The organism is Curtobacterium sp. PhB137, from assembly GCF_003814955.1.
Taxonomy (GTDB): Bacteria; Actinomycetota; Actinomycetes; order Actinomycetales; family Microbacteriaceae; genus Curtobacterium.
On record NZ_RKQO01000004.1, the window covers coordinates 277,303 to 302,008 of the forward strand.

Consider the following 24,706-nt stretch of genomic DNA (forward strand, 5'->3'; position numbering starts at 1 on the left):
TGTCCTTGAAGTCGTCGTGGCCGGAACTACTGTGCGACCTGGTCGAAGATGTACGCCTTGGGCTGCTGCGCGGAGTGCGGGTGCTCCGCGCCGGCGTAGACCTTCAGCTTCTTGAGCTGCTCGCGACCGAGGGTGTTCTTCGGCAGCATGCCGCGGATCGCCTTCTCGACGGCGCGGGTGGGGTGCTTCTCGAGCATCTCCGGGTAGGAGGTCGCCGTCAGGCCGCCCGGGTACCCGGAGTGGCGGTAGTAGACCTTCTTCGCGAGCTTCGAACCGGTCAGGGCGACCTTGTCGGCGTTCACGATGATGACGTAGTCACCCATGTCCATGTGCTGGGCGAAGGTGGCCTTGTGCTTGCCGCGCAGGAGCGCCGCGGCGTGGGTGGCGAGACGGCCGAGGACGACGTCGGTCGCGTCGATGACGATCCAGTCGTGCTGGACGTCTGCCGGCTTCGGTGAGAACGTGCGAGTCACAGGAGTGCTGCTTTCGTGTCGAGGTGAGGAGTCCGTGAATCCCACTCCGGTCGGGGTTCCCCGCGGCAGAAGCCGGCGGAACGCCCGGATGGAGGGCTCATCTGACTGTCCGGCGCGCGTGGCGCACAGACCAAGGTGAGAGCCTAGCCGACGCGGGTCGCGTCGGTCAAACGCAGCCACTGCCGGACAGGAGGCCCGTGGCGGCCTGGCCACGGGCCTCCCGTCCGTCCGTGGGTCGCGCCCACCCCCGCATGGTGAGCAGCAATGGTCGGGTCGCGCACGGCGAACCCGACCATTCCTGCTCACGAAGTACCCCAGTGGGGCGTGGGGACTACTCCGCGGCCGCCGCCTTGCGACGGCGGACGATCAGCACACCCGCACCCGCGGCGAGCAGCAGGAACGCGATGAGCGCACCGGCACCGAGGCCCTCGGCACCCGTGAACGCGAGCTGCCCGTCAGCGGTGATCGTGATCGGGGTCCAGCCGATCAGGCTCCCGTCCGCGGCCGTCACCGCGAGGCGGTGTGCACCAGCGGGGGTGTCCGACGGGATCGTGACGCGCACCGTGCCGTCAGCCCCGACCGTCACCGTTCCGAGCAGCGTCGGCGTCGAGTACAGCCACACGTTCACGACGTCACCCGCGTACTGCGTGCCCACCGTGACCGTGATGGTCTCCCCCGCACGAGCCGACGACGGCGCCGAGACGCCCCCACGGTTCGCGTCGGTCAGACCCGTCTCCGACGGGGCCACCGGCGGCACCGCCCCCGGAGCCGACGGGGTCGGAGCAGGGGTCGGCATCGACGTGGGCGTCGGGGTCGGGGTCGGGGTCGAGCCGCCGTCACCCGGCGTCGGGGTCGGGGTCGGCACCGGGGTCGGGTCGGTCCTGGGGTCCGTGCCCGGGTCGGTGCCTGCAGCATCGAGGTCGAAGCCGACCAGGATCGGGTCGTGGTCGCTCGCGCGGAACACGTCGTCGGTGTACAGGTCCGACGCGTTGTAGTTGTAGCGGCTGTACTCCAGACCCACCGACTCGACCGAGTTGATGTTCCAGATGTCCACGCCCGTGACCGTCTCGAGCGCGGCCTTCGACGCGAACACGTGGTCCAGCGAGCCACTCAAGCCGGAGAACACGTACGAGTACTCGGTGGCGTCGAGGGCCGGGCCGAGGTCGGTGTAGCCGGCGTCGTCGAGGACGACCACCGGGTCCTCCTTGCTGTAGGCGTTGAAGTCGCCGAGCATGAAGACCTTGTCGGTGCCGTACTGCGCCTGCATGTCGGTGGAGAAGGTCACGAGGGCCTTCGCCTGCCGCACCCGGTCGGCGTTCGAGGCGCCCTGGCCGTCACCCTGGTCGGCGTTCTCGCCGGTGCCGGAGCCCTTCGACTTGAAGTGGTTCGCGATCACCAGGAAGTCGTCGTCCGCGGTGCCGCCGACGGGGCGGAACGCGTCCGCGACGGGCTGCCGGGCGTTCGTGAAGGCGTCGTCGAGCAGGATCGTCGACTCACCGACGGGTTCGACGCGGTCCTGCTTGTAGATGAGCGCGAGGCGGATGACGTCCTCGCTCGCCGGGACGGTCGCGGGCGACTTCGCGTAGGCCCAGGTGTCCTCGCCGGTGGCGGCGTTCAGGGCGTCGACGAGCGTGGCGACCGCGGCGTCGCGGTCCTGGCCGAAGCGCGCCGAGTTCTCGATCTCCTCGAGCGAGACGACGTCGGCACCGAGGCCGTTGATCGCCTTGACGATCTTGACCTGCTGGCGCAGGAAGTCTTCTTCCTCGGCAGCACCGCGGGCGTCGCAGCCGGAGTTCACCGTGACGGGGTCGCCCGCACGGTCGGTGTAGTACGAGCACCCGGTGAGCTGGTCGCCCGTGGTCGGGAAGTAGTTCAACACGTTGAACCCGGCGAGCTTGAGGTCGCCGCCGACGTCCTGCGGCTTCGCCTGGCGCACGTTCGAGAACGACGCGGGCAGGTCCGCCGCCGGGGTCGCACCGGTGATCGGCGCGGTCGGCTGGAACTTCCACCCGCTGTTGCGGTAGTCGAGGACGACCGGACCCTCGAACGTGGCGGTCGCACCGACGGTGACCGGGCCCTGGGTGAGCCAGGACACCGGGATGCCCTGGTTGGCCTTCGTCAGGAAGTTGGTGCTGGCACCGTCGTCGAGCGTGACCTTGCGCGCGGCGTTGGACGCCGCGGCGGCCGTCGCCTCGGCGCTGCCCGGACGACCGACCTCGGTCGGCTGGACGAGGCGGCCGGCACCGCTGGCGAGCACGACCTCGCCGTACTGGTTCGTCGTGTAGTTGTCGGCGACCGTGAAGGAGCCCTGCGGGGCGATGAGCATGCTCTCGAGCGACTCGCGCTGCGCGTCCGACGACGGGAACGCGACCGCGGCGGGCTGCGGAGCGACGACGGCGTCGCTGAGCTCTTCGAGCGAGGATGCCCCCGACACCGTCAGCTCGGTCAGGCCGAAGTACTCGGAGACCGCACCGGTGACCCGCACGTGGTCGCCCTCGGCCACCAGCCCGGCGGTCGCGGACGAGAAGACGAAGACGGCGTCGGACGCGGTGTGGGTGCCGAAGTCGATCGCGCCGCCGGTCCCCGGGGTCTGGATCGTGTAGCCGTTGAAGCCGCCGGACGCGTAGACCGCGGTCACGACGCCGTCGGTGGTGACGGTCTTGCCGGCGTAGGGCGAGGTGTCCGTGGTGCCCTGCAGCTGCGCGATGGTCACGGCCTCGGCAGGGGCGCCGGGGTCCGTCGGCTCCGTCGGGTCCGTCGGGTCGGTGGGCTCCGTCGGGTCGGTCGGCGCAGCCGTCTCACCCGCGGCGTTCCGCGGGGTCAGAGTCGTCGTCACCGAGAAGTCCGCGCCGTTGTCGTCGGTGTCCGCCGTGCCCTGGCGGACCAGGCCGTTCGGCACGGCGTTCGCACCCTCGACGGTGCGCACGGTGCCCTCGAAGGTGTTCGAGGCGCCGTAGCCGAGCAGGTCGACGACGCCCGCGGTGCCGGTCGCCACGGGACCCGCGGCGAGGGCCACCGGTGTGGCGGCGTTCGACAGCACGATCGTGCCCGTGGTGCCGGAGGGGTTCAGCGACGCGGTGTCGTCCGCCGTCGGCAGGTCCGCACCGACCGCGGTGGCCCCACCGTTGCCGGCCATCGACACCAGGAACGTGCCCTCGGCCGGCACGGTGCCCTCGAGCGCGCTCGTCGAGAAGGTGCCGGTGCTCGTCGCCGAGCGGTACTGCAGCGACCAGCCGTCGAGCGACACCGGGGCGTCGGTCGGGTTGCCGATCTCGATGAACTTCTGGTTGTAGAAGGCGCCGTTGCTGCCCGCCTTCAGGTAGGCCTCCTCGATGACGAGGCCACTCCCCTCGGGGTTCGCGGTCGCTGCGGTGACGGTGACGAGCGGGGCCGCGAGGAGTGTCGCGGCAGCCGTGGCGCACAGCAGAGTGCGCCCGAGGGAGTTGGGCATGCCCGCACGCTACCGACCTGCGGAGTCCCTCAGGTTTCGCGCAGATGAATGATTGCGTTCGGCAACATCAGGGCCGGGCGTTCACTCCCGCCGCGCCCGCGTCTGCTCCGCCCGTCCCGCGAGCTCCGCGTCGGCCGGGTACCCCACCTCGGTCAGCGTCAGCCCCTTCGCCGGTGCGGTCTTGAACGCGCTCGTCCGCGTCTCGGCGACGCGGAGCTCCTCGAGCCGCTCCGGCCCGAACCGCCCCTCGCCGACGGCGATGGTCGCCCCCACCATCGCGCGCACCATGGAGTGGCAGAACGCATCGGCCTGGAGGCGCGCCACCACCACGCCGTCCGGCTCGCGGTCCCAGCGGAACTCCTGCAACGTCCGGATGGTCGTCGCGCCCTCGCGCGGCTTGCAGAACGTCGCGAAGTCGTGCAGCCCCAACAGCGTCAGCGCACCGCGCTCCATCGCTGCCGGGTCGAGGCTCGCCCCGTGCCAGACCGTGTGCCCGCGTCGACGTGGATCGCGCGGGGCGTCGGCGTCCGCGATCCGGTACTCGTACCGTCGCCAGAGCGGCGAGAACCGTGCGTCGAACCCGTCGGGTGCGACCGACGCCCGGGTGACGACGACGTCGCCCTCGGGTGCCGCGATGCCGTTCACGCGTTTGACGAGCCCGTCCAGCGGCGAGCGCCCCGTGCCGCGTTTGGCGCTGAGCGCGTCCCACTGCTCGGCGGACAGGTCGAGGTGGGCGACCTGGCCGGTGGCGTGCACGCCGGCGTCGGTGCGTCCGGCGACGGTGAGCAGTGGCGGTTCACCCCACCGGGTGAAGACGGTGGCGAGGGCGGCCTCGAGCGCGCCCTGCACGGTCCGCAGCCCGGGCTGCCGGGCCCACCCGGAGAACGCGGCCCCGTCGTACGCGATGTCCAGCCGCAGACGGATCCCGGCAACCTCGCCGCCGCTCTGCGGGCCCGCCGTCTCGTCCACGCGACCACCGTACCGGGGCTGCACCGCGCCTCCCGGCAGTCGGCGGACACCCGTCTGCACAACCGAAGGCCGCTGCGCCGCTGACGCGCGCTGTCCACCGGTGTCAGCGCCACGTCAGTGCCGCGTGAGCGCCCCGCGGCACCATCGTCCTCGACATCGACGAAAGGACATTTCGATGACCACGACACCGCTCGCGGTGGAGGCCTCCGGCCTCGTGAAGACCTTCGGGACGAACCGCGCAGTGGACGGTGTCGACCTCCGTGTGGAGGCCGGCACGGTCTACGGCGTGCTCGGTCCCAACGGCGCCGGCAAGACCACCACCATCTCCATGCTCGCGACCCTGCTCAAGGCGGACGGCGGCGAGGCCCGGATCTTCGGGCACGACGTCCGGCGCGAGGCGCAGACGGTCCGCACCCTGATCGGGGTGACGGGCCAGTACGCCAGCGTCGACGAGACGCTCAGCGCGACCGAGAACCTGGTGATCTTCGCGCGCCTGCTCGGGTTGTCCCGCGCGGACGCGAAGCGGAAGGCCGTGGAACTGCTCGAACGCTTCGGGCTGACCGAGGCCGCGTCACGCCCGCTCAAGGGCTTCTCCGGTGGCATGCGTCGCCGGCTCGACCTGGCTGCGAGCCTCATCGCGCAGCCGCCGCTGATCTTCCTCGACGAGCCGACGACGGGGCTCGACCCCCGCACCCGTGCGCAGATGTGGGACACCATCCGCGAGCTCGTGGCGACGGGTTCGACGGTGCTGCTGACGACGCAGTACCTGGACGAGGCGGACCAGCTCGCCGACCGCATCGCGGTCATCGACCACGGCAAGGTCGTCGCCGAGGGCACGAGCGACGAGCTGAAGGCCTCGATCGGCAGTTCGTCGCTGCAGCTCCGCCTGACCGATGCGCTCCGGCTCGACGCCGCGCGCACGATCGTCCGGAACACCCTCGGTGTCGACGCGGTGGCCAGCCCCGAGGGCTCGCGTCTCACCGCACCGATGTCGGACCCCGACCGCGTGACGGACCTGCTGGTGTCGTTCCGCGAGGCCGGCATCACCCTCGCCGAGATGAGCGTGCAGAAGCCCACCCTCGACGAGGTCTTCCTGACGATCACCGGCGCACCGGCGACCACCGACGACGACGGCACCGACGACGCCAACGACAGCACCGACCGCGAACTCGCAGGGAGCATCGCATGACCACCATCACCACCACCACGGGCACCGCTGCGCCCCGGATCACCCCGCGCCCCGGCGTCGGTGCGACCGGCCTCGGCGCCACCGTCCGGCAGTCGCTCACGATGGCGTACCGCGGGCTGATCAAGGTCCGGCGCACCCCCGAGCAGCTGTTCGACGTCACCCTGATGCCGATCATCTTCACCGTGATGTTCACGTACATCTTCGGTGGTGCGATCGCGGGTGACGTCGCGAGCTACCTGCCGATCATCATCCCCGGCATCCTGGTCCAGACGAACATCACGTCGTCGATCGTCACGGGCGTGCAGCTGCGCGAGGACATGGACAAGGGCGTCTTCGACCGCTTCAAGTCCCTGCCCATCGCCCGGATCGCCCCGCTCGCGGGTGCGCTGCTCGCCGACACCGTCCGGTACGCGATCGCCACGACGATCACCTTCACGGTCGGCATCATCATGGGTCTGCGTCCGGCCGGCGGCTTCGGTGCGGTCGTCCTGGCCGGGTTGCTGGTCATCGTCGTCGCGTGGGCGATCAGCTGGATCTTCGCCTACTTCGGCGTCGTCGCGCGGACGGCGTCGAGCGTCTCCGGCATCTCCAACATGGTGCTGTTCCCGCTGACGTTCCTGTCGAACGCGTTCGTGCCGGCGGACACCCTGCCGGACTGGCTGCGCTGGTTCTCCGAGGTGAACCCGATCTCGCACCTCATCACGGCGGTCCGCGAGCTCGTGAACCACGGCACGGTGGGCGTCGACCTCTGGATCAGCCTGCTCGGCGCAGCGGTCGTGGTCGCGGTGTTCGCGCCACTGACGGTCCGCGCGTACATGCGGAAGGCCTGACGGGCGCGGATCAGCGCGCGCGGATCAGCGCGCGCGGAACCGCAGCTCCTCGAGCAGGAGCCGCGCCTCCGAGACGGCCTCGGTCCGGTTCGATCCGGCCGAGGCCGTCTCGGCGTCCGCCAGCACCGCGTCGCCGAGGGCGTCGGCCAGCACCGACCGCATCCGTGGGTGCGCGAGCACGCCGAAGTCCTGCCGCGAACCGAGTCGGGTCGCCAGCCCCCAGCAGCGAGCGGCGTGCTCCGGCTGTCCGTCACGGGCGGCGGCGAGCGCCAGGCCGAGCAGGGCGGTCCCGATCACGGGCAGGTCCAGCCACCACGGGTGGACGCGCAGCATCACGAGCGCACCGACGCGCAGGCGTCTCGCGACCGCCACGTCGTCGACCGGGAGGCCCGGCGCGGCTCCGTCGGTCCGGTGCACCGCCGCCTCGTCCCGCGCCGCGAGCCGCGCCGAGCCCGCCATGAGCGTCCAGTGCGGCGTCTGCTTCCGCAGGGGGAGCACGGAGTCCCAGGCGCGGGCGTACTCCGCCGCGGCGTCGTCGAGGGCTCCTTCCCAGCGCGAGCACTCCGCGCCGATGGCCATCGCGAGCACGCCGATCTGCACGCGGTCCTCGTCGAACCCGCCGCGGGCCTCGACCGGCCGGTGCTGCAGGTCGTCGGCGACCTGCCGGGCACGGACGACGTCGCCGGTGCTCGCGGCGCAGAGGCCGACGGTCCAGCCGATCTCGTACAGGTCGTCGTCGGCCCCGAACCGTTCGAGCTGCTCGCGGGCGACCTCGGCGGACCGCAGGGCGTCTGCGTGCCGGCCGGTCTGCGCCAGGAGCTGGGTCATGGTGACGGCGATCGACCCGGTGGTCCAGGCGTCGTCGCTCGACCGCGAGAGCGTCTCGGCGCGGGTCGCGTACCGCAGGGCGACGGCGGACTCCCCGTCGTTCTCGGCGAGCGGCGCGCTGAGCATGTTCGCCAGGCAGGCGACCCCGGGCTCCGGGTCGTCGCGGTAGCGGGCGAGCAGGGCGTACCCGTCGGCCGGTCGCCCCAGGGTGAGGAGCAGCGCTGCCTGGGCGTCGAGCACCGCGAACCCGGTGGTGCCGTCGCGCATCACGCGGCGCAGGGTCGACACGGCCAGGGCTGCGGTGCGCTTGTCGCTGAACGCGGAGGACCCGCCGGTGACGACGAGTCCGAGCACGGTCGCGGCACGGTCCTCGGTCGCCGGTCCGGTACGGCGCAGGACCGGGACGACCTCGGGGCCGAGTGCGACGACCTCACCGTGGGCACCGCGCAGCGACCAGTAGCCGCCGAGGGCCGCGAACAGGTGCGCGACCGCCGCGGTGTCGTCGGCCGCCAGGCTCCAGCGGAGCAGCGTGACGAGGTTGTCGGATTCGCGGGCGACCTCGCGGAACCGCTCGAGCTGGGCGGAACCCGTGATGGTGAGGAGGTTGCGCTCGGCCGCGAACCCACGGCCCCAGCTGATCATGGCCGCTCGGACGGCCTCGGTGGCGCCGCGGTCCCCCAGCCGGGCGGCACCGAACTCCCGCACGGTCTCGAGCAGCCGGTACCGCACGGGCTCGCCCTCGTGCTCGACGAGCTGCACGAGCGACTGCTCCACGAGCTCGGCGAGGTCGTCGAGCGCGTCGGCCCGGCGGTCCGGGGCGGCGACGGCCTCGACGGCGTCGACCGCGAGTCCGTCCGGGAAGAGCGCCAGCCGGGTCAACAGGTCCTGGGCCCCGTCGTCGAGCAGGCGCCAGCTCCACTCGATCACGGCGAGCAGGGTGCGGTGCCGCTCCGGGGCGCTCCGGTCGCCGCCGCGCAGCAGCGCGAACCGGTCGTCCAGCCGGCGCTCGATCTCGTCGGCGCTCATCCCCCGGATGCGTGCGGCCGCGAGCTCGATGGCCAGCGGTGACCCGTCGAGCCGCGTGCAGATCCGGCGCACCGCGTCCACCGGCAGCACGGCTCCGGGTCGTGCGGCCCGCGCCCGCTCGGTGAACAGCCGGACGGCTGCCCCGTCGGCCTCGACGGGCAGGGGCGCGAGGGGAGCCACGACCTCGCCGGCGATGGCGAGCGGCGCGCGTGACGTCGTCAGGATCCGCAGCTCGGGCACGGTCGCGAGCAGGTCCGCGGCGAAGGCGGCGACCTCGGCCACCAGGTGTTCGCAGTTGTCCAGGACGAGCACGGTCGGCCCGTCGGCGAGCGCCCGCACGACCCGGGTGCGCAGGTCGGCCGCGACGGCGTCCCGGAGCGACCTGGTGGAGCGGAACTCGGCGATCCCGAGCAGCGCGCCGAGGGCCGGCACGATGTCGTCAGCCGTGGCGAGCGGCGCGAGCTCGAACACGACGACGCCGTGTGTCGGCGGCAGGCCGGCGGCGACCGCCTGCGCGAGGCGGGTCTTCCCCAGCCCACCCGCACCGAGGATCGTGACCAGCCGTCCGGCGGACAGCAGGTCCGAGACGGCGGCGAGGTCGGCCTCCCTCCCGACCAAGGTGTTCGGCGCAGCACGCAGGCCGACGCGGCGGACGCTGCCCGTGGCGGGGCCGGACCGACGCAGCAACTCGGCGTTGAGGCGGACCAGGTCGGCCGAGGGGTCGGCGCCGAGTTCGTCGGCGAGCCGGTCACGGTGCGCTGCGAAGGCGGCGATGGCCTCGCTCGTGCGGCCGGCCGCGGCGAGGGCACGCATCGAACCGGCGACCGCGACCTCGTCGTAGGGGTTGGCGACGGCCTCTGCTGCCCAGAGTGCGGCGGCCTCGTCGGCGTCGCCCTCGTCGAGCAGTGCACCGCCGAGCGCGCGTCGGAGTGTCCGCCGGAGCGCTGCCGCACGGTCCGCGAGTGCTGCGCCCAGGTCGCCGTCGACGTCGGCGCCCGGTTCACCACGCCAGAGGTCGAGGGCGGCACGGACCGCTGCCGGCTCTGCCTCGCCCACCGCACGCTCGGCGCGGGCGAGGTCGACGTCCTCGGGGTCGCCGCCCAACGCGTACCCGGTGCTCGTCGACACCACGAGGCCGTCCGCCACGCTCCGGCGCAGTCGGGACACGAGCGTCTGCAGCGCCGCACGGGCACCCCGCGGCTGCACGTCCGGCCAGAGGTCGTCGATCAGGGACTCGGTGGTCAGGGCGTGGCCGCGCGCGAGCACCAGCGCCGTCACGAACGACCGAGCGAGCGCACCGGGCACCGGCGACTGCCGGCCGTCCGCACCCGTCACCGTGACCGGTCCGAGGACGTTGATTCGGGGCGGGACGGTCACGGTGCGAGTCTACGGAGCGCCGGTGTCACGGGGTCCTCGCGTCAGCCGCGCGGACGGTGGAACGCCGACGGCCCCGTGCGGGTGTCGAGGTTGTCCGTCGCACGGCGCTCGGACTCCACGATGCCGCGGAGCGCCACGAGCGCAGACGCCGTCACCGCGACGTGCGAGGGGTTCTCGCGCGAAGCGTCGAGCGCCTGCTCGAGTCGCTCGATCGCCTTGTCGCCTTCGTCCTCGGGGCACTCCCCGCGGATCATGCACGCGAGCTGACGGAGCGCCTCCGTGAGGGGCTCGGTGAACGCCGGATCCGGACGCCCGATGTTCGCCGACACCGGACCCGACCGGGCGACGAGCTCGGTGAGGTCCGTCGTGTACCAGGCGACCCGTTCGAGCGCCCGGAAGCGTGCCCCGTCCTGCTGGAGCCGAGCCCGTGACCCGCGGAGCGCCCCGCGGGGGTTGATCTTCCGGCTCTCGTGCGCAACGGACACCCGCGCGCGCACGTCGGCGATCGCACGGTCGAGCTTGTCCTGCTGCCGGTTCCAGGCGTCCTCGTCGCGTTTGCCGGTCTCCAGCACGCGCGCGAGCCCCTCGAGGTGCTCGGCCAACACGGCGTTCACCTCGTCGATCCGACGTTCGGCGTCCCAGAAGTGCAGCGGCGGGAACACCAGGAAGTTCACGAGCAGGCCGACCACGACGCCGACGCCCATCTGCACCAGGTACCCGAACGAGTAGCCCTCGGCGTTCGCCCCGCCGACGAGCAGCACGAACAACGCCGCCGTCGAGACCCAGGTGCTGCCCTCGCCGAGCACCCGGAACCCGCCGACGAGCACGCCGACGCCGACCGCCAGGGCCACGGCGAGGATCCCCGGGTCGCCCACGATCATCGTGAAGCCCGCGACGGCGATGCCGAGCAGGATGCCGACGAGCGTCTGGATGCCGTTGCGCAGCCCCGCGTAGACCGTCGTCTGCATCGCGACGATCGCCCCGAGCGGTGCGTAGTACGGGTAGTCGGACGCGACCCCGGGCACGTGCCTGGCGATGAACCAGGCCAGTGCCGCGGCGCCGGCGGCCTTGGCTGCGTGCAGCAGTCGCGGCTGTGTGCCGGACGTGCGGCTCCACCGCCACGCGCGGCGACCGACGCCCGCGATGTGTTGGAACTCCATGTGGTGACTCTCCCTGTCGGGCGGACACGCTACGGGGCGCCCACTGGGAAGGCGACGGTCCTGCGTTCTCCGGACGTCGGGGAGCAGGGGTAGCGCTCCCGAACGCGACGAAGCCCCCGCGACCTGGGTCGCGGGGGCTTCGTGGTGACGCGGGGTCCTACTTGGTGTCGTCGCTCTTCTCGGCGGCGTCGGCCTCGACCTCGGCGGCAGCCTCGGTCTCGGTCTCCGACTCGACCGGCGCGGACTCCTCGGTGGTCTCGGTCGCCTCGACCGGGGCCTCCTCGGTGGTCTCGTCGGCAGCCGGCTCCTCGACCGGAGCGGCGGCGGCCGGAGCCGCGGTGCGCTTCACCGGGGCGGGCGTGCCCGACACCGGCTCGAGGACGAGCTCGATCGACGCCAGCGGGGCGTTGTCGCCCTTGCGGAAGCCGAGCTTCGTGATGCGGGTGTAACCGCCCTGACGGTCCTCGACCTGCGGGGCGATCTCCGTGAACAGCGTGTGCACGACGGACTTGTCGCGCAGGGTCGCGATGACCCGACGACGAGCGTGCAGGTCGCCGCGCTTCGCGAACGTGATGAGCCGCTCGGCGACCGGACGGAGGCGCTTGGCCTTCGTCTCGGTGGTCGTGATGCGGCCGTGCGTGAAGAGGGCGTTGGCGAGGTTGCTCAGGAGCAGGCGCTCGTGAGCGGGACCGCCACCGAGGCGGGGGCCCTTGGTGGGCTTCGGCATGTCAGTTCTCCAGTGGTGAAAGTGGTGCGCGCGGTGTCAGCGCGCTTGCGCGTGAGCGCGAGATCAGTTGTTGGACTCGTCCTCGTCGTACCCGCTGTAGAAGTGGGCGCCGTCGAATCCGGGGACGGTGTCCTTGAGGGACAGGCCGAGCTCGGTGAGCTTGTCCTTGACCTCGTCCACCGACTTCTGACCGAAGTTGCGGATGTTCATGAGCTGCGTCTCCGACAGGGCGACGAGCTCGGACACCGTGTTGATGCCCTCGCGCTTCAGGCAGTTGTAGCTGCGGACCGACAGGTCGAGGTCCTCGATCGGCGTCTGCAGCTCGTTCGACAGGACAGCGTCGACCGGCGCGGGGCCGATCTCGATGCCCTCTGCGGCCGTGTTGAGCTCGCGAGCGAGCCCGAACAGCTCGACCAGCGTGCGACCGGCCGACGCGATGGCGTCGCGCGGCGTGATCGCCGGCTTCGACTCGACGTCGACGACCAGGCGGTCGAAGTCCGTGCGCTCACCGGCACGCGTCGCCTCGACGCGGTAGGTGACCTTGAGGACCGGCGAGTAGATCGAGTCGATCGGGATCTGACCGGCCTCGGAGAACTCGGAACGGTTCTGCGTGGCCGAGACGTAGCCGCGGCCGCGCTCGATCGTGAGCTCGAGCTCGAACCGCGCGGTGTCGTTCAGGGTCGCGATGACGAGTTCCGGGTTGTGGATCTCGACGCCGGCCGGAGCGGAGATGTCCGCTGCGGTGACCTGACCGGCACCCTGCTTGCGCAGGTACGCGGTGATCGGCTCGTCGTGCTCGCTGGAGACGACGAGGCTCTTGATGTTGAGGATGATCTCGGTGACGTCTTCCTTCACACCGGGAACGGTGCTGAATTCGTGGAGGACACCGTCGATGCGGATGCTGGTGACAGCCGCGCCGGGGATCGAGGAGAGGAGCGTGCGGCGCAGCGAGTTGCCGAGGGTGTAACCGAAGCCCGGCTCGAGCGGCTCGATGACGAAGCGCGAGCGGTGCTCGGAGATCGACTCCTCGGTCAGGGTGGGGCGCTGTGCAATGAGCACTGTGGGATTCCTTTCGGCGAAGTGTCCGCTATATGACACTTGGCGGTACGACGGGGCCGCGTGGGCCCCGACGGGTCTGTTGAGTTGTGATCACGCGCACCGATGTGCGCGATCGAACGACCAGGAATGGCCGCGGGCCCTGCCCGACCCCGTCAGGGGACGAGCAGGGCGCGGCCGGTTGCTCCTCGCGTCAGACGCGACGACGCTTCGGCGGGCGGCAACCGTTGTGCGCCTGCGGAGTGACGTCGTTGATCGAACCGACCTCGAGGCCAGCGGCCTGGAGCGAACGGATCGCGGTCTCGCGGCCCGAACCCGGACCCTTCACGAAGACGTCGACCTTCTTGACGCCGTGCTCCTGCGCCTGACGCGCAGCGGACTCGGCGGCGAGCTGCGCCGCGAACGGCGTCGACTTGCGCGAACCCTTGAAGCCCACGGCACCCGAGGACGCCCAGCTGAGGACGGCACCCGACGGGTCGGTGATGCTGACGATCGTGTTGTTGAACGTGCTCTTGATGTGGGCCTGGCCCACTGCGACGTTCTTCTTCTCCTTGCGGCGCGGCTTGCGCGCGGCAGTCTTGGGGGTAGCCATCGGGGTCTCCTATCGAGCCTTCTTCTTGCCTGCCACGGTGCGCTTCGGTCCCTTGCGGGTACGCGCGTTGGTCTTGGTGCGCTGACCGCGCACCGGGAGACCACGACGGTGGCGAAGACCCTCGTAGCTACCGATCTCGACCTTGCGACGGATGTCGGCTGCCACCTCGCGGCGGAGGTCACCCTCCACCTTGAAGTTGCCCTCGATGAAGTCACGGAGGGCGACGAGCTGGTCGTCGGTCAGGTCCTTGACGCGGATGTCACCGGAGATACCGGTCTCGGCGAGTGCCTGGACCGCGCGGGTACGGCCGACGCCGTAGATGTACGTGAGTGCGATCTCCACGCGCTTCTCGCGCGGGATGTCGACGCCTGCTAGACGTGCCATGTGATGGCTGCTCCTGTTGTCGATGGAGGTGTGGAGCAGTACCGGTGCCCGGGCCTCCGACCCGAGGTGTCCCCCGGCCGTGGTGCGACCGGGTTCTGGTACTGCGTTGTCGATCTTCAGTTGTGGGTCGTGCTCGAGCAGCCTGCTGTCCGAGGGACAGCGTCGGCGCCGGTCACGCGCCCGGGACTAGCCCTGGCGCTGCTTGTGACGCGGGTTGCTCTTGCAGATCACCATGACGCGGCCCTTGCGGCGGATCACTCGGCAGTGCTCGCACATGGGCTTGACGCTGGGGTTGACCTTCATTGTTCTTTCCTCGTGCTCGCTGGCTTCGTGCGCGGCAGGATTGCCGAGCCGTTCCTTTCCAGCTCGCGGATCACTTGTAGCGGTAGACGATCCGGCCGCGGGTCAGGTCGTACGGGCTCAGCTCCACGATCACGCGGTCCTCGGGGAGGATGCGGATGTAGTGCTGGCGCATCTTCCCGGAGATGTGCGCGAGGACCTTGTGTCCGTTCGTCAGCTCAACGCGGAACATCGCGTTGGGCAGAGCTTCGAGCACCGAGCCTTCGATCTCGATGACGCCGTCTTTCTTGGCCATAGCCTCACTGTCGCTTGGTTGTGGAACAGGTGTGATCCCCGAACCGGTCTGCGGGTCGGTCGCCACACCCGAGAGGGCATGACACACCAAAGATCGATCTTATGTGGTAAACCCGCAATTGCCAAGTGCAGGCGCGGCACGCCCCCTCACCTGGGGCTTCCGCGAGCACGCCTGAGTGTTCCACAGTGGTTTGACGGCGTGCTCCGGGCCGGAGCTTGTGCCCGGACCGTAGCGTTGCTCCGCAGCCACGTCCGCCGCCCACGTACCCTGCGCGGACCACCGAACGGAGACCACGTGCCCGACGCCACACGACGCCCCTTCGCCGCACACGGCAAGCAGGCCCGCCGTCGCGGCTGGACCACGCTCGTGACCGTCGTGGCCTCGGCGCTGGCCGTCGTGCTCGTGAGCGGGACGAGCGTCGCCGCCATCGCCGGCGCCCAGCTGGCCACCGCACCGCAGACCGTGCAGCTCAGCACCGACGACCAGAGCACCGCGAAGACCGCCGACATCACGGCGATCAAGGGCGGGGCGAACATCCTGCTCATCGGCAGCGACACCCGCGTCGGACAGTTCGACTCCGACGAGGACGTCGAGGGCGCCCGCAACGACGTCACGATGCTCATCCACATCTCCGAGGACCACCAGCAGCTCACCGCGGTCAGCTTCCCCCGCGACCTGATGGTCCCGATCCCGGCCTGCACCAACCCCGCGAGCGGGACGACGTACCCGGCCTCGACCTCCGCCATGTTCAACACGGCGCTCGGCAACGGTGGCGTCTCGTGCGTCGTCGACACCGTCGAGAACCTCACCGGCCTGAGCATCCCCTACGCCGGGCTCATCACCTTCGACGGCGTGATCGAGATGTCGAACGCCCTGGGCGGCGTCGACGTCTGCGTCGCGGAGCCCATCGACGACACCTTCACCGGGCTGCACCTCACGGCCGGCTCGCACAACCTCGAGGGCTCCGACGCCCTCGCGTTCCTGCGCACCCGCCACGGCGTCGGCGACGGCAGCGACCTGGCCCGGATCAGCTCGCAGCAGGTGTTCCTGTCGGCGCTGCTCCGCAAGGTCACCTCCGACGGGACCCTGTCGAACCCCATCACGCTCTACAAGCTCGCCGGCGCGGCCCTGTCGAACATGACGCTGTCCGACGGCCTGGCCCAGACCCGCACCCTCGTCGGCCTCGCTTCGGCACTGCGCGGCATGAGCACCGCCAACATGCTCTTCGTGCAGTACCCCGTCGCCGACGACCCCGACGACAGCGCGCGGGTGATCGTCGACCAGGAGACCGCCCACACGCTCAACGTGGCGCTGCAGAACGACGTGAAGTCCTCGCTGAGCGACTCGAGCACCGGGCGCGCATCCGAGGAGTCACCGACCGCCGGGGGCACCGCGACGACCGCACCGTCGACCGGCACCACGCCGTCCGACACGGCGTCGTCGCCCGCGTCGAGCGGCGCATCGTCGGGCACGTCGTCCGCACCGAGCTCGTCGGCCACGAGCACGGCGACGTCGACCCCGCTGCCCTCGTCGATCACCGGGCAGAGCGCCTCCGAGCAGACCTGCTCCGTCGGCAACTGACCGCACCCCAGACACCGTCGTCCTGGCACGACACCCCCGAACGCACGAGACGCCGCCGGATCCGACGGCGTCTCGGCGTCTTGCCGGCGTCTCCGCACGACGACGGCGTCTCTCGCGGCCGTGGACGTGGGACCGCCAGGCGCGCGCTGCGGGACGGAGCTGCGCCGAGCCTCCCGGTCGGGGTGTGCGGCCGGCAGTGGCGTGTCGGACTGGAGGCCCGTCCTACGGGATCGGGACGGGCGTCACGCCCAGCGGGGCCAGGCCCGCAGCGCCGCCGTCGGCGGCCGTCAGGACCCACACGCCGTCGGCGTGCACAGCGACACTGTGTTCCCAGTGCGCGGCGTCCTTGCCGTCCATCGTGCGGACGGTCCAGTCGTCGTCGTCCGTCGAGCTGTCGATCGTGCCCGCGGTGACCATCGGCTCGATGGCCACCACCAGGCCGGGCTTCACCGCCGGACCGGCACCGCGGACGCTGTAGTTGAAGACCGGCGGGTCCTCGTGCATGGAGCGACCGATGCCGTGCCCCGTGTAGTCCTCGACGATGCCCCAGGCGCCGGTCTCGTCGATCGCGTCCTCGACCGCGGAACCGACCTCGTGCAGGTTCTTCGCGTGGGCGAGCGCCGCGATGCCGTGCCAGAGCGAGCGCTCCGTGGTGTCGCAGAGCGTCTGGCGTGCTGCGGACACCTCGGCGTCACCACCGGGTACGACCGTGGTGAACGCGCTGTCGCCGTTCCAGCCGTCGACCTCGGCACCGGCATCCACCGACACGATGTCACCGGGAGCGAGCAGGCGGTCACCGGGGATGCCGTGCACGATCTCGTCGTTCACGGACACGCACAGCGTGTGCCGGTAGCCCGGCACGAGCTGGAAGTTCGGGATCCCGCCGCCGGCCCGGATCGTCCGCTCGGCGATCTCGTCGAGCTCACCGGTCGTGATGCCGGGACGGATCGCCGCACGCACGGCGTCGAGCGCCTCGGCGGTCAGCAGCCCGGGGCGCACCATGGCGCGGAGCTCGTCCGGCGTCTTGTAGATCGAGGGCTTGCGGAAACGGACCACGCCGGGTCAGACGCCCGCGGTGAGCCCGCGAGCCGACAGCGCCGCCTGGATGCGGTCGCCGACCTCGTCGATCGCGCCGAGGCCGTCGACGTCGAGGACGAGACCGCGGTCGCCGTAGGCACCGACGATCGGAGCGGTCTGCTCGGTGTAGACCTGCTGGCGACGACGGATCGTCTCCTCGTTGTCGTCACTGCGGCCCTGCTGCTCGGCACGCTTGAGCAACCGGCCGACGAGCTCGTCCTGGTCGGCGACGAGCTGCACGACCGCGTCGATCCCGGTGCCCTGCTCGGCGAGCAGCGCGTCGAGGTACTCGACCTGCCCGACCGTGCGGGGGTACCCGTCGAGCAGGAACCCCTCGGCTGCGTCGGCCTCGTTCAGGCGCGACTTCACGAGCTCGTTCGTCAAGGAGTCCGGCACGTAGTCGCCGGCGTCCATGATCGCCTTGGCCTGCACACCGAGCGGCGTGCCCTCTGCGACGTTCTTGCGGAAGATGTCGCCCGTCGAGACCGCCGGGATCCCGAAGGACTCGGCGATCCGCCCGGCCTGGGTGCCCTTCCCCGCTCCGGGGGGTCCGACGATGATGAGACGTGCGCTCAACGGAGAAGCCCTTCGTAGTGACGCTGCTGCAGCTGCGAGTCGATCTGCTTCACGGTCTCGAGACCGACACCCACGATGATCAGGATGCTCGCGCCACCGAACGGGAAGTTCTGGTTCGCGCCGAACAGCGCCAGTGCTGCCAGCGGGATGAGCGCGATGAAACCGAGGTAGAGCGAGCCGGGCAGCGTCACCCGGGTGAGGACGTAGTCGAGGTACTCGGCGGTCGGACGACCGGCACGGATGCCGGGGATGAACCCGCCGTACTTCTTCATGTTGTCGGCGACCTCTTCGGGGTTGAAGGTGATCGCCACGTAGAAGTACGTGAACCCGACGATGAGCAGGAAGTACAGCACCATGTAGAACAGGTTGTCGCCGGAGACGAGGTTGTTCTCGATCCAGGTGACCCACGCCGCGGGCTCGGAGCCGTCCGAGGGCTTGTTGAACTGCGCGACCAGGGCCGGCAGGTACAGCAGCGACGACGCGAAGATGACGGGCACGACGCCGGCCATGTTCACCTTGATCGGGATGTACGTGTTGTTGCCGCCGTACGTGCGTCGGCCGACCATGCGCTTGGCGTACTGGACCGGGATCCGCCGCTGCGACTGCTCGACGAACACGACGGCCATCATGATGACCAGTCCGACCAGGATGACGAACAGGAAGAGCTCGAACGACTGCGACTGCTCGATGGCCCACAGCGCCGACGGGAACTGCGCCGCGATCGACGTGAAGATGAGGAGCGACATGCCGTTGCCGATGCCGCGCTCGGTGACGAGCTCGCCCATCCACATGATGAGGCCGGTACCGGCGGTCAGCGTGACGACCATGAGCATGATCGCGTACCAGCTGTCGTTCGAGATGATCGACGAGCAGGAGGACGACGCGTTCGTGCCGAAGAGGGCACCCGAGCGGGCGACCGTGATCAGGGTGGTGGACTGCAGCACGCCCAGCGCGATCGTGAGGTAGCGCGTGTACTGCGTCAGCTTCGCCTGACCGGACTGGCCCTCCTTGTAGAGGGAGTCGAAGTGCGGGATGACCACGCGCAGGAGCTGCACGATGATCGACGACGTGATGTACGGCATGATGCCGAGCGCGAAGACCGAGAGCTTCAGCAGCGCGCCGCCGGAGAACAGGTTGATCAGGTCGTAGAGACCGCCGGACGACGAGGCGCTGGCGAGACAGCTCTGCACGGCCGCGTAGTCGACGAACGGTGCCGGGATGTACGACCCGAGGCGGAACAGCGCGATGATCGCGAGGGTGAAGCCGATCTTCTTGCGAAGATCAGGGGTGCGCATGATGCGCGCGACCGCTCTGAACACGAGGACTCCGAACTTCTGGGACCGGGGCCGTCGATCGCGGCCGTTCCGGTGTCGGTCGGCAGGGCCGACCAGGCTGGCGGATGCCGGCCACTGTCAAGGAAACCGTAACGGCGGCCCGTGCGCAAACGCACGGGCCGCCGACGGGGGTTACTGGGAGACGGTGCCGCCAGCAGCCACGATCTTCTCGGCGGCGGACGCCGAGACCTTGTCGACCGTGACCGTGATCTTCACGGTGATGTCACCCTGACCGAGAACCTTGACCTTCTCGTTCTTGCGGACGGCGCCCTTGGCGACCAGGCCCGCAACGGTGACGTCGCCACCATCGGGGTAGAGCTCCGAGATCTTGTCCAGGTTCACGACCTGGTACTCGACCCGGAACGGGTTCTTGAACCCGCGGAGCTTCGGGGTGCGCATGTGCAGCGGCATCTGCCCACCCTCGAAGCCGACCCGGACCTGGTAGCGGGCCTTCGTGCCCTTGGTACCACGCCCAGCGGTCTTGCCCTTCGAGCCCTCACCGCGACCCACACGGGTGCGGTCCTTCTTGGCGCCCTCTGCGGGGCGGAGGTGGTGCAGCTTCAGCACCTGCACGCGCTCGTTCTTCTCGTCGCTCATGCGTCGACCTCCTCGACCTTCACGAGGTGCGCCACCGTTGCGATGTACCCGCGGTTCTGGGCGTTGTCCTCACGCTCGACCGTACGGCCGATGCGCTTGAGACCCAGGCTGCGGAGCGTGTCGCGCTGGTACTGCTTCTCGCTGATAACGGACTTGATCTGCGTGATCTTCAGCGTCGCCATCACGCACCTGCCTTCTCGGTCGCGGCACGCAGTGCTGCGGCCTCGGCCTGGAGCAGACGAGCCGGGACGACCCGCTCGACGTCGAGGCCACGACGGCTCGCGACGGCGCGGGGCTCCTCGAGCTGCTTCAGAGCCTCGACGGTCGCGTGCACGATGTTGATGGTGTTCGACGAACCGAGCGACTTGCTCAGGACGTCGTGGATGCCGGCGCACTCGAGCACGGCGCGGACGGGACCACCGGCGATGACACCGGTACCCGGGCCAGCCGGACGCAGGAGGACGACGCCAGCAGCGGCTTCACCCTGCACGGGGTGCGGGATGGTGTTGCCGACGCGGGGGACGCGGAAGAAGTTCTTCTTCGCCTCTTCGACACCCTTGGAGATCGCCGTGGGGACCTCCTTGGCCTTGCCGTAGCCGACGCCCACGAGGCCGTTGCCGTCACCCACGACGACGAGCGCCGTGAAGCTGAAGCGACGACCACCCTTGACGACCTTCGACACGCGGTTGATGGTCACCACGCGCTCGAGGAACTGGCTGTCGCCACCGCGGTTGTTGCGGTCGCGGCCCTGCTGACGGTCACGACCGCCACCACGACGGCCACGGTTGTCAGCCGAGTCGCGGTTGTTCGATGCGGAACCGGCAGCGGTCTCGACGGGACGCTCGGCGACGGCAGGTGCCTCCGCCTCCTTGCCCTTCGCGGCGGTGTCGGTGCCCTCAGCAGTTGCCTCGGTGCCCTCAGCGGTCGCCTCGGTGGCCTCGGGGGCCTCCGTGCTCGCCTCGGTGGTCTCGACGGCGTCCGTGGCCTCGACGGCCTCGGTCTTGGCGTCTTCGTTGGTGTTCGCGTTGTCGCTCACAGGTTCAGCCCTCCTTCACGGGCACCATCGGCGATCGCGGCGACGCGACCGGCGTACTTGCTGCCACCGCGGTCGAAGACCACGGCCTCGACGCCAGCCGACTTCGCGCGCTCGGCGAGGAGCTCACCGACGCGACGGGCCTTGGCGGTCTTGTCGCCGTCGAACGAGCGGAGGTCTGCCTCCATCGTCGAGGCGCTTGCGAGGGTGTGACCCTTCGCGTCGTCGATGACCTGCACGAACACGTGACGCGACGAGCGGGTGACGGCGAGACGGGGACGAGCCTCGGTGCCGGTGATCTTCTTGCGGAGACGGTTGTGACGACGCGCCTTGGCGGCCGCCTTGCTCTTGCCTCGTGTCTTGAGGAGTCCCATGATCACTTACCTGACTTTCCGGCCTTGCGGCGCACGTTCTCGCCGGCGTAACGGACACCCTTGCCCTTGTACGGCTCGGGCTTCCGGAGCTTCCGGATGTTCGCCGCCACTTCGCCGACTGCCTGCTTGTCGATGCCGGCGACCGTGACCTTGTTGTTGCCCTCGACCGCGAAGCTGATGCCCGCGGGCGGCTCGACCGTGATCGAGTGGGAGTACCCGAGCGCGAACTCGAGGTTCGAGCCCTTCGCCTGCACGCGGTAACCGGTGCCGACGACCTCGAGGCCCTTGGTGTAGCCCTGGGTCACGCCGATGATGTTGTTGGCGATGAGGGTACGGGTCAGGCCGTGGAGCGAACGCGACTCGCGCTCGTCGTCCGGACGGGTGACGAGAACCTGGTTCTCCTCGACCTTGGCCTGGATGGGCTCCGCGATGACGAGCGCGAGCTCGCCCTTCGGGCCCTTGACCGCCACGCTCTGACCGTCAACGGAGACGGTCACGCCGGCGGGGATGTCGATGGGAAGACGTCCGATTCGTGACATTGTCGATCACCACACGTAGGCGAGGACTTCCCCACCCACGCCCTTCTGCTCGGCTTCGCGGTCGGTCAGCAGGCCGGACGAGGTCGAGAGGATCGCCACGCCGAGGCCACCGAGGACCTGGGGGATCTCCGTCGACTTCGCGTAGACCCGGAGGCCCGGCTTCGACACGCGCTTGATGCCGGCGATCGAACGCTCGCGCTCGGGGCCGTACTTCAGGTCGATGGTGAGGGTCTGCCCGACTCGGGCGTCCTCCACCTTCCACTCGCTGATGTAGCCCTCACGCTTGAGGATGTCGGCGATGTTCTTCTTGAGCTTGGAGCTCGGGAGCGCGACGGCGTCGTGGTGCGCGGAGTTCGCGTTCCGCAATCTGGTCAGCATGTCTGCGACCGGATCGGTCATCGTCATGATGTTCGTCCATTTCTCGCCTGGTTTCGACACCCGTTCCACGAATGCCGACCTGAGCGATCGAGTGATCCCGGGGCGGTTCCCCAGGATCGGTGTGTTCGTGCGTGCGGGCCGGAGGACGTGAATCCTCCGGCCCGCACCGCCCGAAGTAGTTTAGACCGTCTGCTCGTTGGAGCGGAACGGGAAGCCGAGCTGACGGAGCAGCGCGCGTCCCTCGTCGTCCGTCTTCGCGGTGGTGACGACAGTGATGTCGAAGCCGCGGACACGGTCGATGCGGTCCTGGTCGATCTCGTGGAACACGGACTGCTCCGAGAGACCGAACGTGTAGTTGCCGTTCCCGTCGAACTGCTTGTCGCTGAGACCGCGGAAGTCGCGGATGCGGGGCAGTGCGAGGGAGATCAGGCGGTCGAGGAACTCCCAGGCGCGGTCACCACGGAGGGTGACGTGCGCACCGATCGCCTGACCCTCGCGCAGCTTGAACTGCGCGATGGACTTGCGAGCGATGTTGACCTGGGGCTTCTGACCCGTGATCGCCGTGAGGTCCTTGATGGCCCCCTCGATGATCTTCGAGTCGCGAGCGGCCTCGCCGACACCGGTGTTCACGACGACCTTGACCAGGCCGGGGACCTGGTTGACGTTCGCGTAGCCGAACTGCTCGGTGAGCGTGGCCTTGATCTCGTCCTTGTACTTCTGCTTGAGGCGCGGCTGGGCCTTGGGGGCCTCAGTCGTTGCAGTCGTGTCAGTCATCAGAGCGTTTCACCTGACTTCTTGGCGTAGCGGACACGGACGGTCTTCTTGACCCCGCCCTTCTCCACCTCTTCGGTACGGAAGCCGACGCGGGTCGGCTTCTTCGTCTTCGGGTCGACGAGCGCGACGTTCGACACGTGGATCGAGGCTTCGTGCTTCTCGATGCCACCCGTCTTCGAGCCGCGCTGTGTCTGGCCGACGCGGACGTGCTTCGTGACGAAGTTCACGCCCTCGACGACGACGCGCTGCTTGTCCTTGAGGACCTCGATGACCTTGCCCTGCTTGCCACGGTCGCCGCCACGCTCCTGCGTCGCGCCCGTGATGACCTGGACGAGGTCACCCTTCTTGATGTTCGCCATGGCTTACAGCACCTCCGGCGCGAGCGAGATGATCTTCATGAACTTCTTGTCACGGAGCTCGCGACCGACCGGACCGAAGATGCGCGTGCCGCGCGGGTCGCCGTCGGCCTTGAGGATCACTGCCGCGTTCTCGTCGAACTTGATGTAGGAGCCGTCCTGACGACGGGTCTCCTTCTTGGTGCGAACGATGACCGCCTTGACGACGTCACCCTTCTTCACGTTGCCGCCGGGGATGGCGTCCTTCACCGTGGCGACGATGACGTCACCGAGACCGGCGTAGCGACGACCCGAACCACCGAGCACGCGGATGGTCAAGATCTCCTTGGCACCCGTGTTGTCGGCGATCTTCAGGCGGGATTCCTGCTGAATCACTGCTGTCTCCTATTCCGAAGCAGGCCGAGGCCTACTTGGCCTTCTCGAGGATCTCGACCAGGCGCCAGCGCTTGGAAGCGCTGAGGGGACGGGTCTCGCTGATCACGACGAGGTCACCGACACCAGCGGTGCCGAGCTCGTCGTGGGCCTTCACCTTGGACGTGCGACGGATGATCTTGCCGTAGAGCGCGTGCTTCACGCGGTCCTCGACCTCGACCACGATGGTCTTGTCCATCTTGTCGCTGGTCACGTAGCCGCGACGCGTCTTGCGGTAGCCGCGAGTGAGGGCGGCGGAGGTCTTCTCTTCGTTCGCCATTACTTCTCCTCGGCGGTCTCGGCCTCGGTCGACTCAGCCGGCTTGTCAGCCTTCTTCGTCGTCTTCTTGGCCTTGGTGGCGGTCTCGACGGGCGCGGGAGTGGCACGGATGCCGAGCTCGCGCTCGCGGAGGACGGTGTAGATGCGAGCGATGTCGCGCTTGACGGCACGGAGACGACCGTGGCTCTCCAGCTGGCCGGTGGCCGACTGGAAGCGGAGGTTGAAGAGTTCCTCCTTGGCCTTCTTCAGCTCGTCAGCGAGACGCTCGTTCTCGAACGTGTCGAGCTCCGTCGGACGGAGCTCCTTGGAACCGATCGCCATTATGCGTCGCCCTCCTCGCGCTTGATGATGCGTGCCTTGAGGGGCAGCTTGTGGATTGCACGGGTCAGCGCCTCACGGGCGATGTCCTCGGTGACGCCGGAGAGCTCGAAGAGCACACGACCCGGCTTGACGTTGGCGACCCACCACTCGGGCGAGCCCTTACCGGAACCCATGCGGGTCTCAGCCGGCTTCTTCGTGAGCGGGCGGTCCGGGTAGATGTTGATCCAGACCTTGCCGCCACGCTTGATGTGACGCGTCATGGCGATACGAGCGGACTCGATCTGACGGTTGGTCACGTACGCCGGGGTGAGGGCCTGGATGCCGTAGTCGCCGAAGCTGACCTTGGTACCACCGGTTGCCTGACCCGAACGCTTCGGGTGGTGCTGCTTACGGTGCTTGACTCGACGGGGAATAAGCAT

29 protein-coding genes are annotated in these 24,706 nt (G+C 69.6%); 3 read left to right on the forward strand and 26 right to left on the reverse strand.

Annotation, left to right across the window (positions count from 1 at the left end):
* Positions 1 to 26: 26 nt before the first annotated feature.
* The 3 genes from rplM to truA all read right to left on the reverse strand — a co-directional run bounded on the left by rplM (position 27) and on the right by truA (position 4,893).
* The gene (rplM, locus tag EDF28_RS01555) at positions 27 to 473 is read right to left on the reverse strand and encodes a 50S ribosomal protein L13 (protein WP_071259898.1); all 447 of its coding nucleotides are present in this window, start codon (positions 471 to 473) and stop codon (positions 27 to 29) included.
* A gap of 331 nt (positions 474 to 804) precedes the next feature.
* The gene (locus EDF28_RS01565; protein ID WP_260154465.1) at positions 805 to 3,924 is read right to left on the reverse strand and encodes an ExeM/NucH family extracellular endonuclease; all 3,120 of its coding nucleotides are present in this window, start codon (positions 3,922 to 3,924) and stop codon (positions 805 to 807) included.
* An 81-nt stretch (positions 3,925 to 4,005) separates the two neighbouring features.
* On the reverse strand, positions 4,006 to 4,893 hold the full coding sequence (truA, locus tag EDF28_RS01570) for a tRNA pseudouridine(38-40) synthase TruA (RefSeq protein ID WP_260154466.1): 888 nt from the start codon (positions 4,891 to 4,893) through the stop codon (positions 4,006 to 4,008).
* Between the two features lie 175 nt (positions 4,894 to 5,068).
* On the opposite strand from truA, the gene EDF28_RS01575 reads away from it, so the two are divergent.
* Complete coding sequence (locus tag EDF28_RS01575; protein ID WP_123936955.1) at positions 5,069 to 6,082, forward strand: ATP-binding cassette domain-containing protein; 1,014 nt, start codon at positions 5,069 to 5,071, stop codon at positions 6,080 to 6,082.
* Entirely contained in the window at positions 6,079 to 6,912 is an 834-nt protein-coding gene (locus EDF28_RS01580) for an ABC transporter permease (protein ID WP_123339476.1), read from the forward strand. Before EDF28_RS01575 ends, EDF28_RS01580 begins: the two co-directional genes overlap by 4 nt.
* Positions 6,913 to 6,936: 24 nt before the next feature.
* On the opposite strand, the gene EDF28_RS01585 is transcribed toward EDF28_RS01580, so the two are convergent.
* The 8 genes from EDF28_RS01585 to infA all read right to left on the reverse strand — a co-directional run bounded on the left by EDF28_RS01585 (position 6,937) and on the right by infA (position 14,657).
* Positions 6,937 to 10,143, reverse strand: coding sequence for a BTAD domain-containing putative transcriptional regulator (locus EDF28_RS01585; RefSeq protein ID WP_123936956.1), 3,207 nt, complete (start codon positions 10,141 to 10,143; stop codon positions 6,937 to 6,939).
* Between the two features lie 41 nt (positions 10,144 to 10,184).
* Positions 10,185 to 11,303, reverse strand: coding sequence for a hypothetical protein (locus EDF28_RS01590; protein ID WP_123936957.1), 1,119 nt, complete (start codon positions 11,301 to 11,303; stop codon positions 10,185 to 10,187).
* A gap of 157 nt (positions 11,304 to 11,460) precedes the next feature.
* A complete protein-coding gene (gene rplQ, locus EDF28_RS01595; protein WP_123293149.1) occupies positions 11,461 to 12,030 on the reverse strand; it encodes a 50S ribosomal protein L17 in 570 nt (189 codons plus the stop codon).
* A 63-nt stretch (positions 12,031 to 12,093) separates the two neighbouring features.
* Entirely contained in the window at positions 12,094 to 13,089 is a 996-nt protein-coding gene (locus EDF28_RS01600) for a DNA-directed RNA polymerase subunit alpha (protein WP_071259847.1), read from the reverse strand.
* A 190-nt stretch (positions 13,090 to 13,279) separates the two neighbouring features.
* A complete protein-coding gene (rpsK, locus tag EDF28_RS01605; RefSeq protein ID WP_017885507.1) occupies positions 13,280 to 13,678 on the reverse strand; it encodes a 30S ribosomal protein S11 in 399 nt (132 codons plus the stop codon).
* Positions 13,679 to 13,687: 9 nt separating this feature from the next.
* The gene (gene rpsM, locus EDF28_RS01610) at positions 13,688 to 14,062 is read right to left on the reverse strand and encodes a 30S ribosomal protein S13 (protein ID WP_058728274.1); all 375 of its coding nucleotides are present in this window, start codon (positions 14,060 to 14,062) and stop codon (positions 13,688 to 13,690) included.
* Between the two features lie 186 nt (positions 14,063 to 14,248).
* Positions 14,249 to 14,365, reverse strand: a complete 117-nt coding sequence (rpmJ, locus tag EDF28_RS01615; protein WP_071276701.1) for a 50S ribosomal protein L36 — start codon at positions 14,363 to 14,365, stop codon at positions 14,249 to 14,251.
* 70 nt (positions 14,366 to 14,435) lie between these two features.
* Positions 14,436 to 14,657: a translation initiation factor IF-1 gene (infA, locus tag EDF28_RS01620; RefSeq protein WP_017885509.1), complete on the reverse strand. Its 222-nt coding sequence runs from the start codon at positions 14,655 to 14,657 to the stop codon at positions 14,436 to 14,438.
* Between the two features lie 294 nt (positions 14,658 to 14,951).
* On the opposite strand from infA, the gene EDF28_RS19100 reads away from it, so the two are divergent.
* Positions 14,952 to 16,238, forward strand: a complete 1,287-nt coding sequence (locus EDF28_RS19100; protein ID WP_185094111.1) for an LCP family protein — start codon at positions 14,952 to 14,954, stop codon at positions 16,236 to 16,238.
* Between the two features lie 222 nt (positions 16,239 to 16,460).
* Here the strand turns inward: EDF28_RS19100 and map are convergent, their stop codons facing one another.
* The 15 genes from map to rplP all read right to left on the reverse strand — a co-directional run bounded on the left by map (position 16,461) and on the right by rplP (position 24,706).
* Positions 16,461 to 17,294: a type I methionyl aminopeptidase gene (map, locus tag EDF28_RS01635; protein ID WP_123936958.1), complete on the reverse strand. Its 834-nt coding sequence runs from the start codon at positions 17,292 to 17,294 to the stop codon at positions 16,461 to 16,463.
* Positions 17,295 to 17,300: 6 nt separating this feature from the next.
* Positions 17,301 to 17,891, reverse strand: a complete 591-nt coding sequence (locus tag EDF28_RS01640; RefSeq protein WP_123293144.1) for an adenylate kinase — start codon at positions 17,889 to 17,891, stop codon at positions 17,301 to 17,303.
* On the reverse strand, positions 17,888 to 19,210 hold the full coding sequence (gene secY / locus EDF28_RS01645) for a preprotein translocase subunit SecY (RefSeq protein ID WP_111083457.1): 1,323 nt from the start codon (positions 19,208 to 19,210) through the stop codon (positions 17,888 to 17,890). Before secY ends, EDF28_RS01640 begins: the two co-directional genes overlap by 4 nt.
* A 147-nt stretch (positions 19,211 to 19,357) precedes the next feature.
* On the reverse strand, positions 19,358 to 19,822 hold the full coding sequence (gene rplO / locus EDF28_RS01650) for a 50S ribosomal protein L15 (protein WP_027466723.1): 465 nt from the start codon (positions 19,820 to 19,822) through the stop codon (positions 19,358 to 19,360).
* Positions 19,819 to 20,004, reverse strand: coding sequence for a 50S ribosomal protein L30 (gene rpmD / locus EDF28_RS01655; RefSeq protein ID WP_173168934.1), 186 nt, complete (start codon positions 20,002 to 20,004; stop codon positions 19,819 to 19,821). The genes rplO and rpmD overlap by 4 nt, the downstream gene beginning before the upstream one ends.
* A complete protein-coding gene (gene rpsE, locus EDF28_RS01660; RefSeq protein WP_123936959.1) occupies positions 20,004 to 20,858 on the reverse strand; it encodes a 30S ribosomal protein S5 in 855 nt (284 codons plus the stop codon). Before rpsE ends, rpmD begins: the two co-directional genes overlap by 1 nt.
* Positions 20,855 to 21,229 (reverse strand): 50S ribosomal protein L18, encoded by a 375-nt coding sequence (gene rplR, locus EDF28_RS01665; RefSeq protein ID WP_031259041.1) that lies wholly within the window; start codon positions 21,227 to 21,229, stop codon positions 20,855 to 20,857. The genes rpsE and rplR overlap by 4 nt, the downstream gene beginning before the upstream one ends.
* A gap of 2 nt (positions 21,230 to 21,231) precedes the next feature.
* A complete protein-coding gene (rplF, locus tag EDF28_RS01670) occupies positions 21,232 to 21,768 on the reverse strand; it encodes a 50S ribosomal protein L6 (protein WP_111083459.1) in 537 nt (178 codons plus the stop codon).
* 6 nt (positions 21,769 to 21,774) lie between these two features.
* Positions 21,775 to 22,173: a 30S ribosomal protein S8 gene (gene rpsH, locus EDF28_RS01675; protein WP_017885519.1), complete on the reverse strand. Its 399-nt coding sequence runs from the start codon at positions 22,171 to 22,173 to the stop codon at positions 21,775 to 21,777.
* Between the two features lie 153 nt (positions 22,174 to 22,326).
* Positions 22,327 to 22,920 carry a 50S ribosomal protein L5 gene (rplE, locus tag EDF28_RS01680; protein ID WP_111083460.1) on the reverse strand — a complete coding sequence of 198 codons (594 nt, stop codon included), beginning with the start codon at positions 22,918 to 22,920 and terminating at the stop codon, positions 22,327 to 22,329.
* Positions 22,920 to 23,279 (reverse strand): 50S ribosomal protein L24, encoded by a 360-nt coding sequence (rplX, locus tag EDF28_RS01685; RefSeq protein WP_111083461.1) that lies wholly within the window; start codon positions 23,277 to 23,279, stop codon positions 22,920 to 22,922. Before rplX ends, rplE begins: the two co-directional genes overlap by 1 nt.
* 3 nt (positions 23,280 to 23,282) lie before the next feature.
* Positions 23,283 to 23,651: a 50S ribosomal protein L14 gene (rplN, locus tag EDF28_RS01690; RefSeq protein ID WP_111083462.1), complete on the reverse strand. Its 369-nt coding sequence runs from the start codon at positions 23,649 to 23,651 to the stop codon at positions 23,283 to 23,285.
* A gap of 31 nt (positions 23,652 to 23,682) precedes the next feature.
* Complete coding sequence (rpsQ, locus tag EDF28_RS01695; RefSeq protein WP_111083463.1) at positions 23,683 to 23,967, reverse strand: 30S ribosomal protein S17; 285 nt, start codon at positions 23,965 to 23,967, stop codon at positions 23,683 to 23,685.
* A complete protein-coding gene (rpmC, locus tag EDF28_RS01700; protein WP_111083464.1) occupies positions 23,967 to 24,287 on the reverse strand; it encodes a 50S ribosomal protein L29 in 321 nt (106 codons plus the stop codon). Before rpmC ends, rpsQ begins: the two co-directional genes overlap by 1 nt.
* Complete coding sequence (gene rplP, locus EDF28_RS01705) at positions 24,287 to 24,706, reverse strand: 50S ribosomal protein L16 (RefSeq protein ID WP_111083465.1); 420 nt, start codon at positions 24,704 to 24,706, stop codon at positions 24,287 to 24,289. The genes rpmC and rplP overlap by 1 nt, the downstream gene beginning before the upstream one ends.

What these genes read in the sequence shown, in the direction of transcription:
- EDF28_RS01575 (WP_123936955.1), top strand. Translation starts at nt 5,069, where the DNA reads ATGACCACGACACCGCTCGCGGTGGAGGCCTCCGGCCTCGTGAAGACC.
- EDF28_RS01580 (WP_123339476.1), top strand. Translation starts at nt 6,079, where the DNA reads ATGACCACCATCACCACCACCACGGGCACCGCTGCGCCCCGGATCACC.
- rpsK (WP_017885507.1), bottom strand. Translation starts at nt 13,678, where the DNA reads ATGGCTACCCCCAAGACTGCCGCGCGCAAGCCGCGCCGCAAGGAGAAG.
- rplF (WP_111083459.1), bottom strand. Translation starts at nt 21,768, where the DNA reads ATGTCACGAATCGGACGTCTTCCCATCGACATCCCCGCCGGCGTGACC.
- rpmJ (WP_071276701.1), bottom strand. Translation starts at nt 14,365, where the DNA reads ATGAAGGTCAACCCCAGCGTCAAGCCCATGTGCGAGCACTGCCGAGTG.
- rplR (WP_031259041.1), bottom strand. Translation starts at nt 21,229, where the DNA reads ATGGGACTCCTCAAGACACGAGGCAAGAGCAAGGCGGCCGCCAAGGCG.
- rplP (WP_111083465.1), bottom strand. Translation starts at nt 24,706, where the DNA reads ATGCTTATTCCCCGTCGAGTCAAGCACCGTAAGCAGCACCACCCGAAG.
- EDF28_RS01590 (WP_123936957.1), bottom strand. Translation starts at nt 11,303, where the DNA reads ATGGAGTTCCAACACATCGCGGGCGTCGGTCGCCGCGCGTGGCGGTGG.
- rpsM (WP_058728274.1), bottom strand. Translation starts at nt 14,062, where the DNA reads ATGGCACGTCTAGCAGGCGTCGACATCCCGCGCGAGAAGCGCGTGGAG.
- infA (WP_017885509.1), bottom strand. Translation starts at nt 14,657, where the DNA reads ATGGCCAAGAAAGACGGCGTCATCGAGATCGAAGGCTCGGTGCTCGAA.
- rplE (WP_111083460.1), bottom strand. Translation starts at nt 22,920, where the DNA reads ATGACTGACACGACTGCAACGACTGAGGCCCCCAAGGCCCAGCCGCGC.
- rplX (WP_111083461.1), bottom strand. Translation starts at nt 23,279, where the DNA reads ATGGCGAACATCAAGAAGGGTGACCTCGTCCAGGTCATCACGGGCGCG.
- rplO (WP_027466723.1), bottom strand. Translation starts at nt 19,822, where the DNA reads ATGAGCGACGAGAAGAACGAGCGCGTGCAGGTGCTGAAGCTGCACCAC.
- rpmD (WP_173168934.1), bottom strand. Translation starts at nt 20,004, where the DNA reads ATGGCGACGCTGAAGATCACGCAGATCAAGTCCGTTATCAGCGAGAAG.
- rpmC (WP_111083464.1), bottom strand. Translation starts at nt 24,287, where the DNA reads ATGGCGATCGGTTCCAAGGAGCTCCGTCCGACGGAGCTCGACACGTTC.
- EDF28_RS01565 (WP_260154465.1), bottom strand. Translation starts at nt 3,924, where the DNA reads ATGCCCAACTCCCTCGGGCGCACTCTGCTGTGCGCCACGGCTGCCGCG.
- rplQ (WP_123293149.1), bottom strand. Translation starts at nt 12,030, where the DNA reads ATGCCGAAGCCCACCAAGGGCCCCCGCCTCGGTGGCGGTCCCGCTCAC.
- rpsQ (WP_111083463.1), bottom strand. Translation starts at nt 23,967, where the DNA reads ATGGCGAACGAAGAGAAGACCTCCGCCGCCCTCACTCGCGGCTACCGC.
- rpsH (WP_017885519.1), bottom strand. Translation starts at nt 22,173, where the DNA reads ATGACGATGACCGATCCGGTCGCAGACATGCTGACCAGATTGCGGAAC.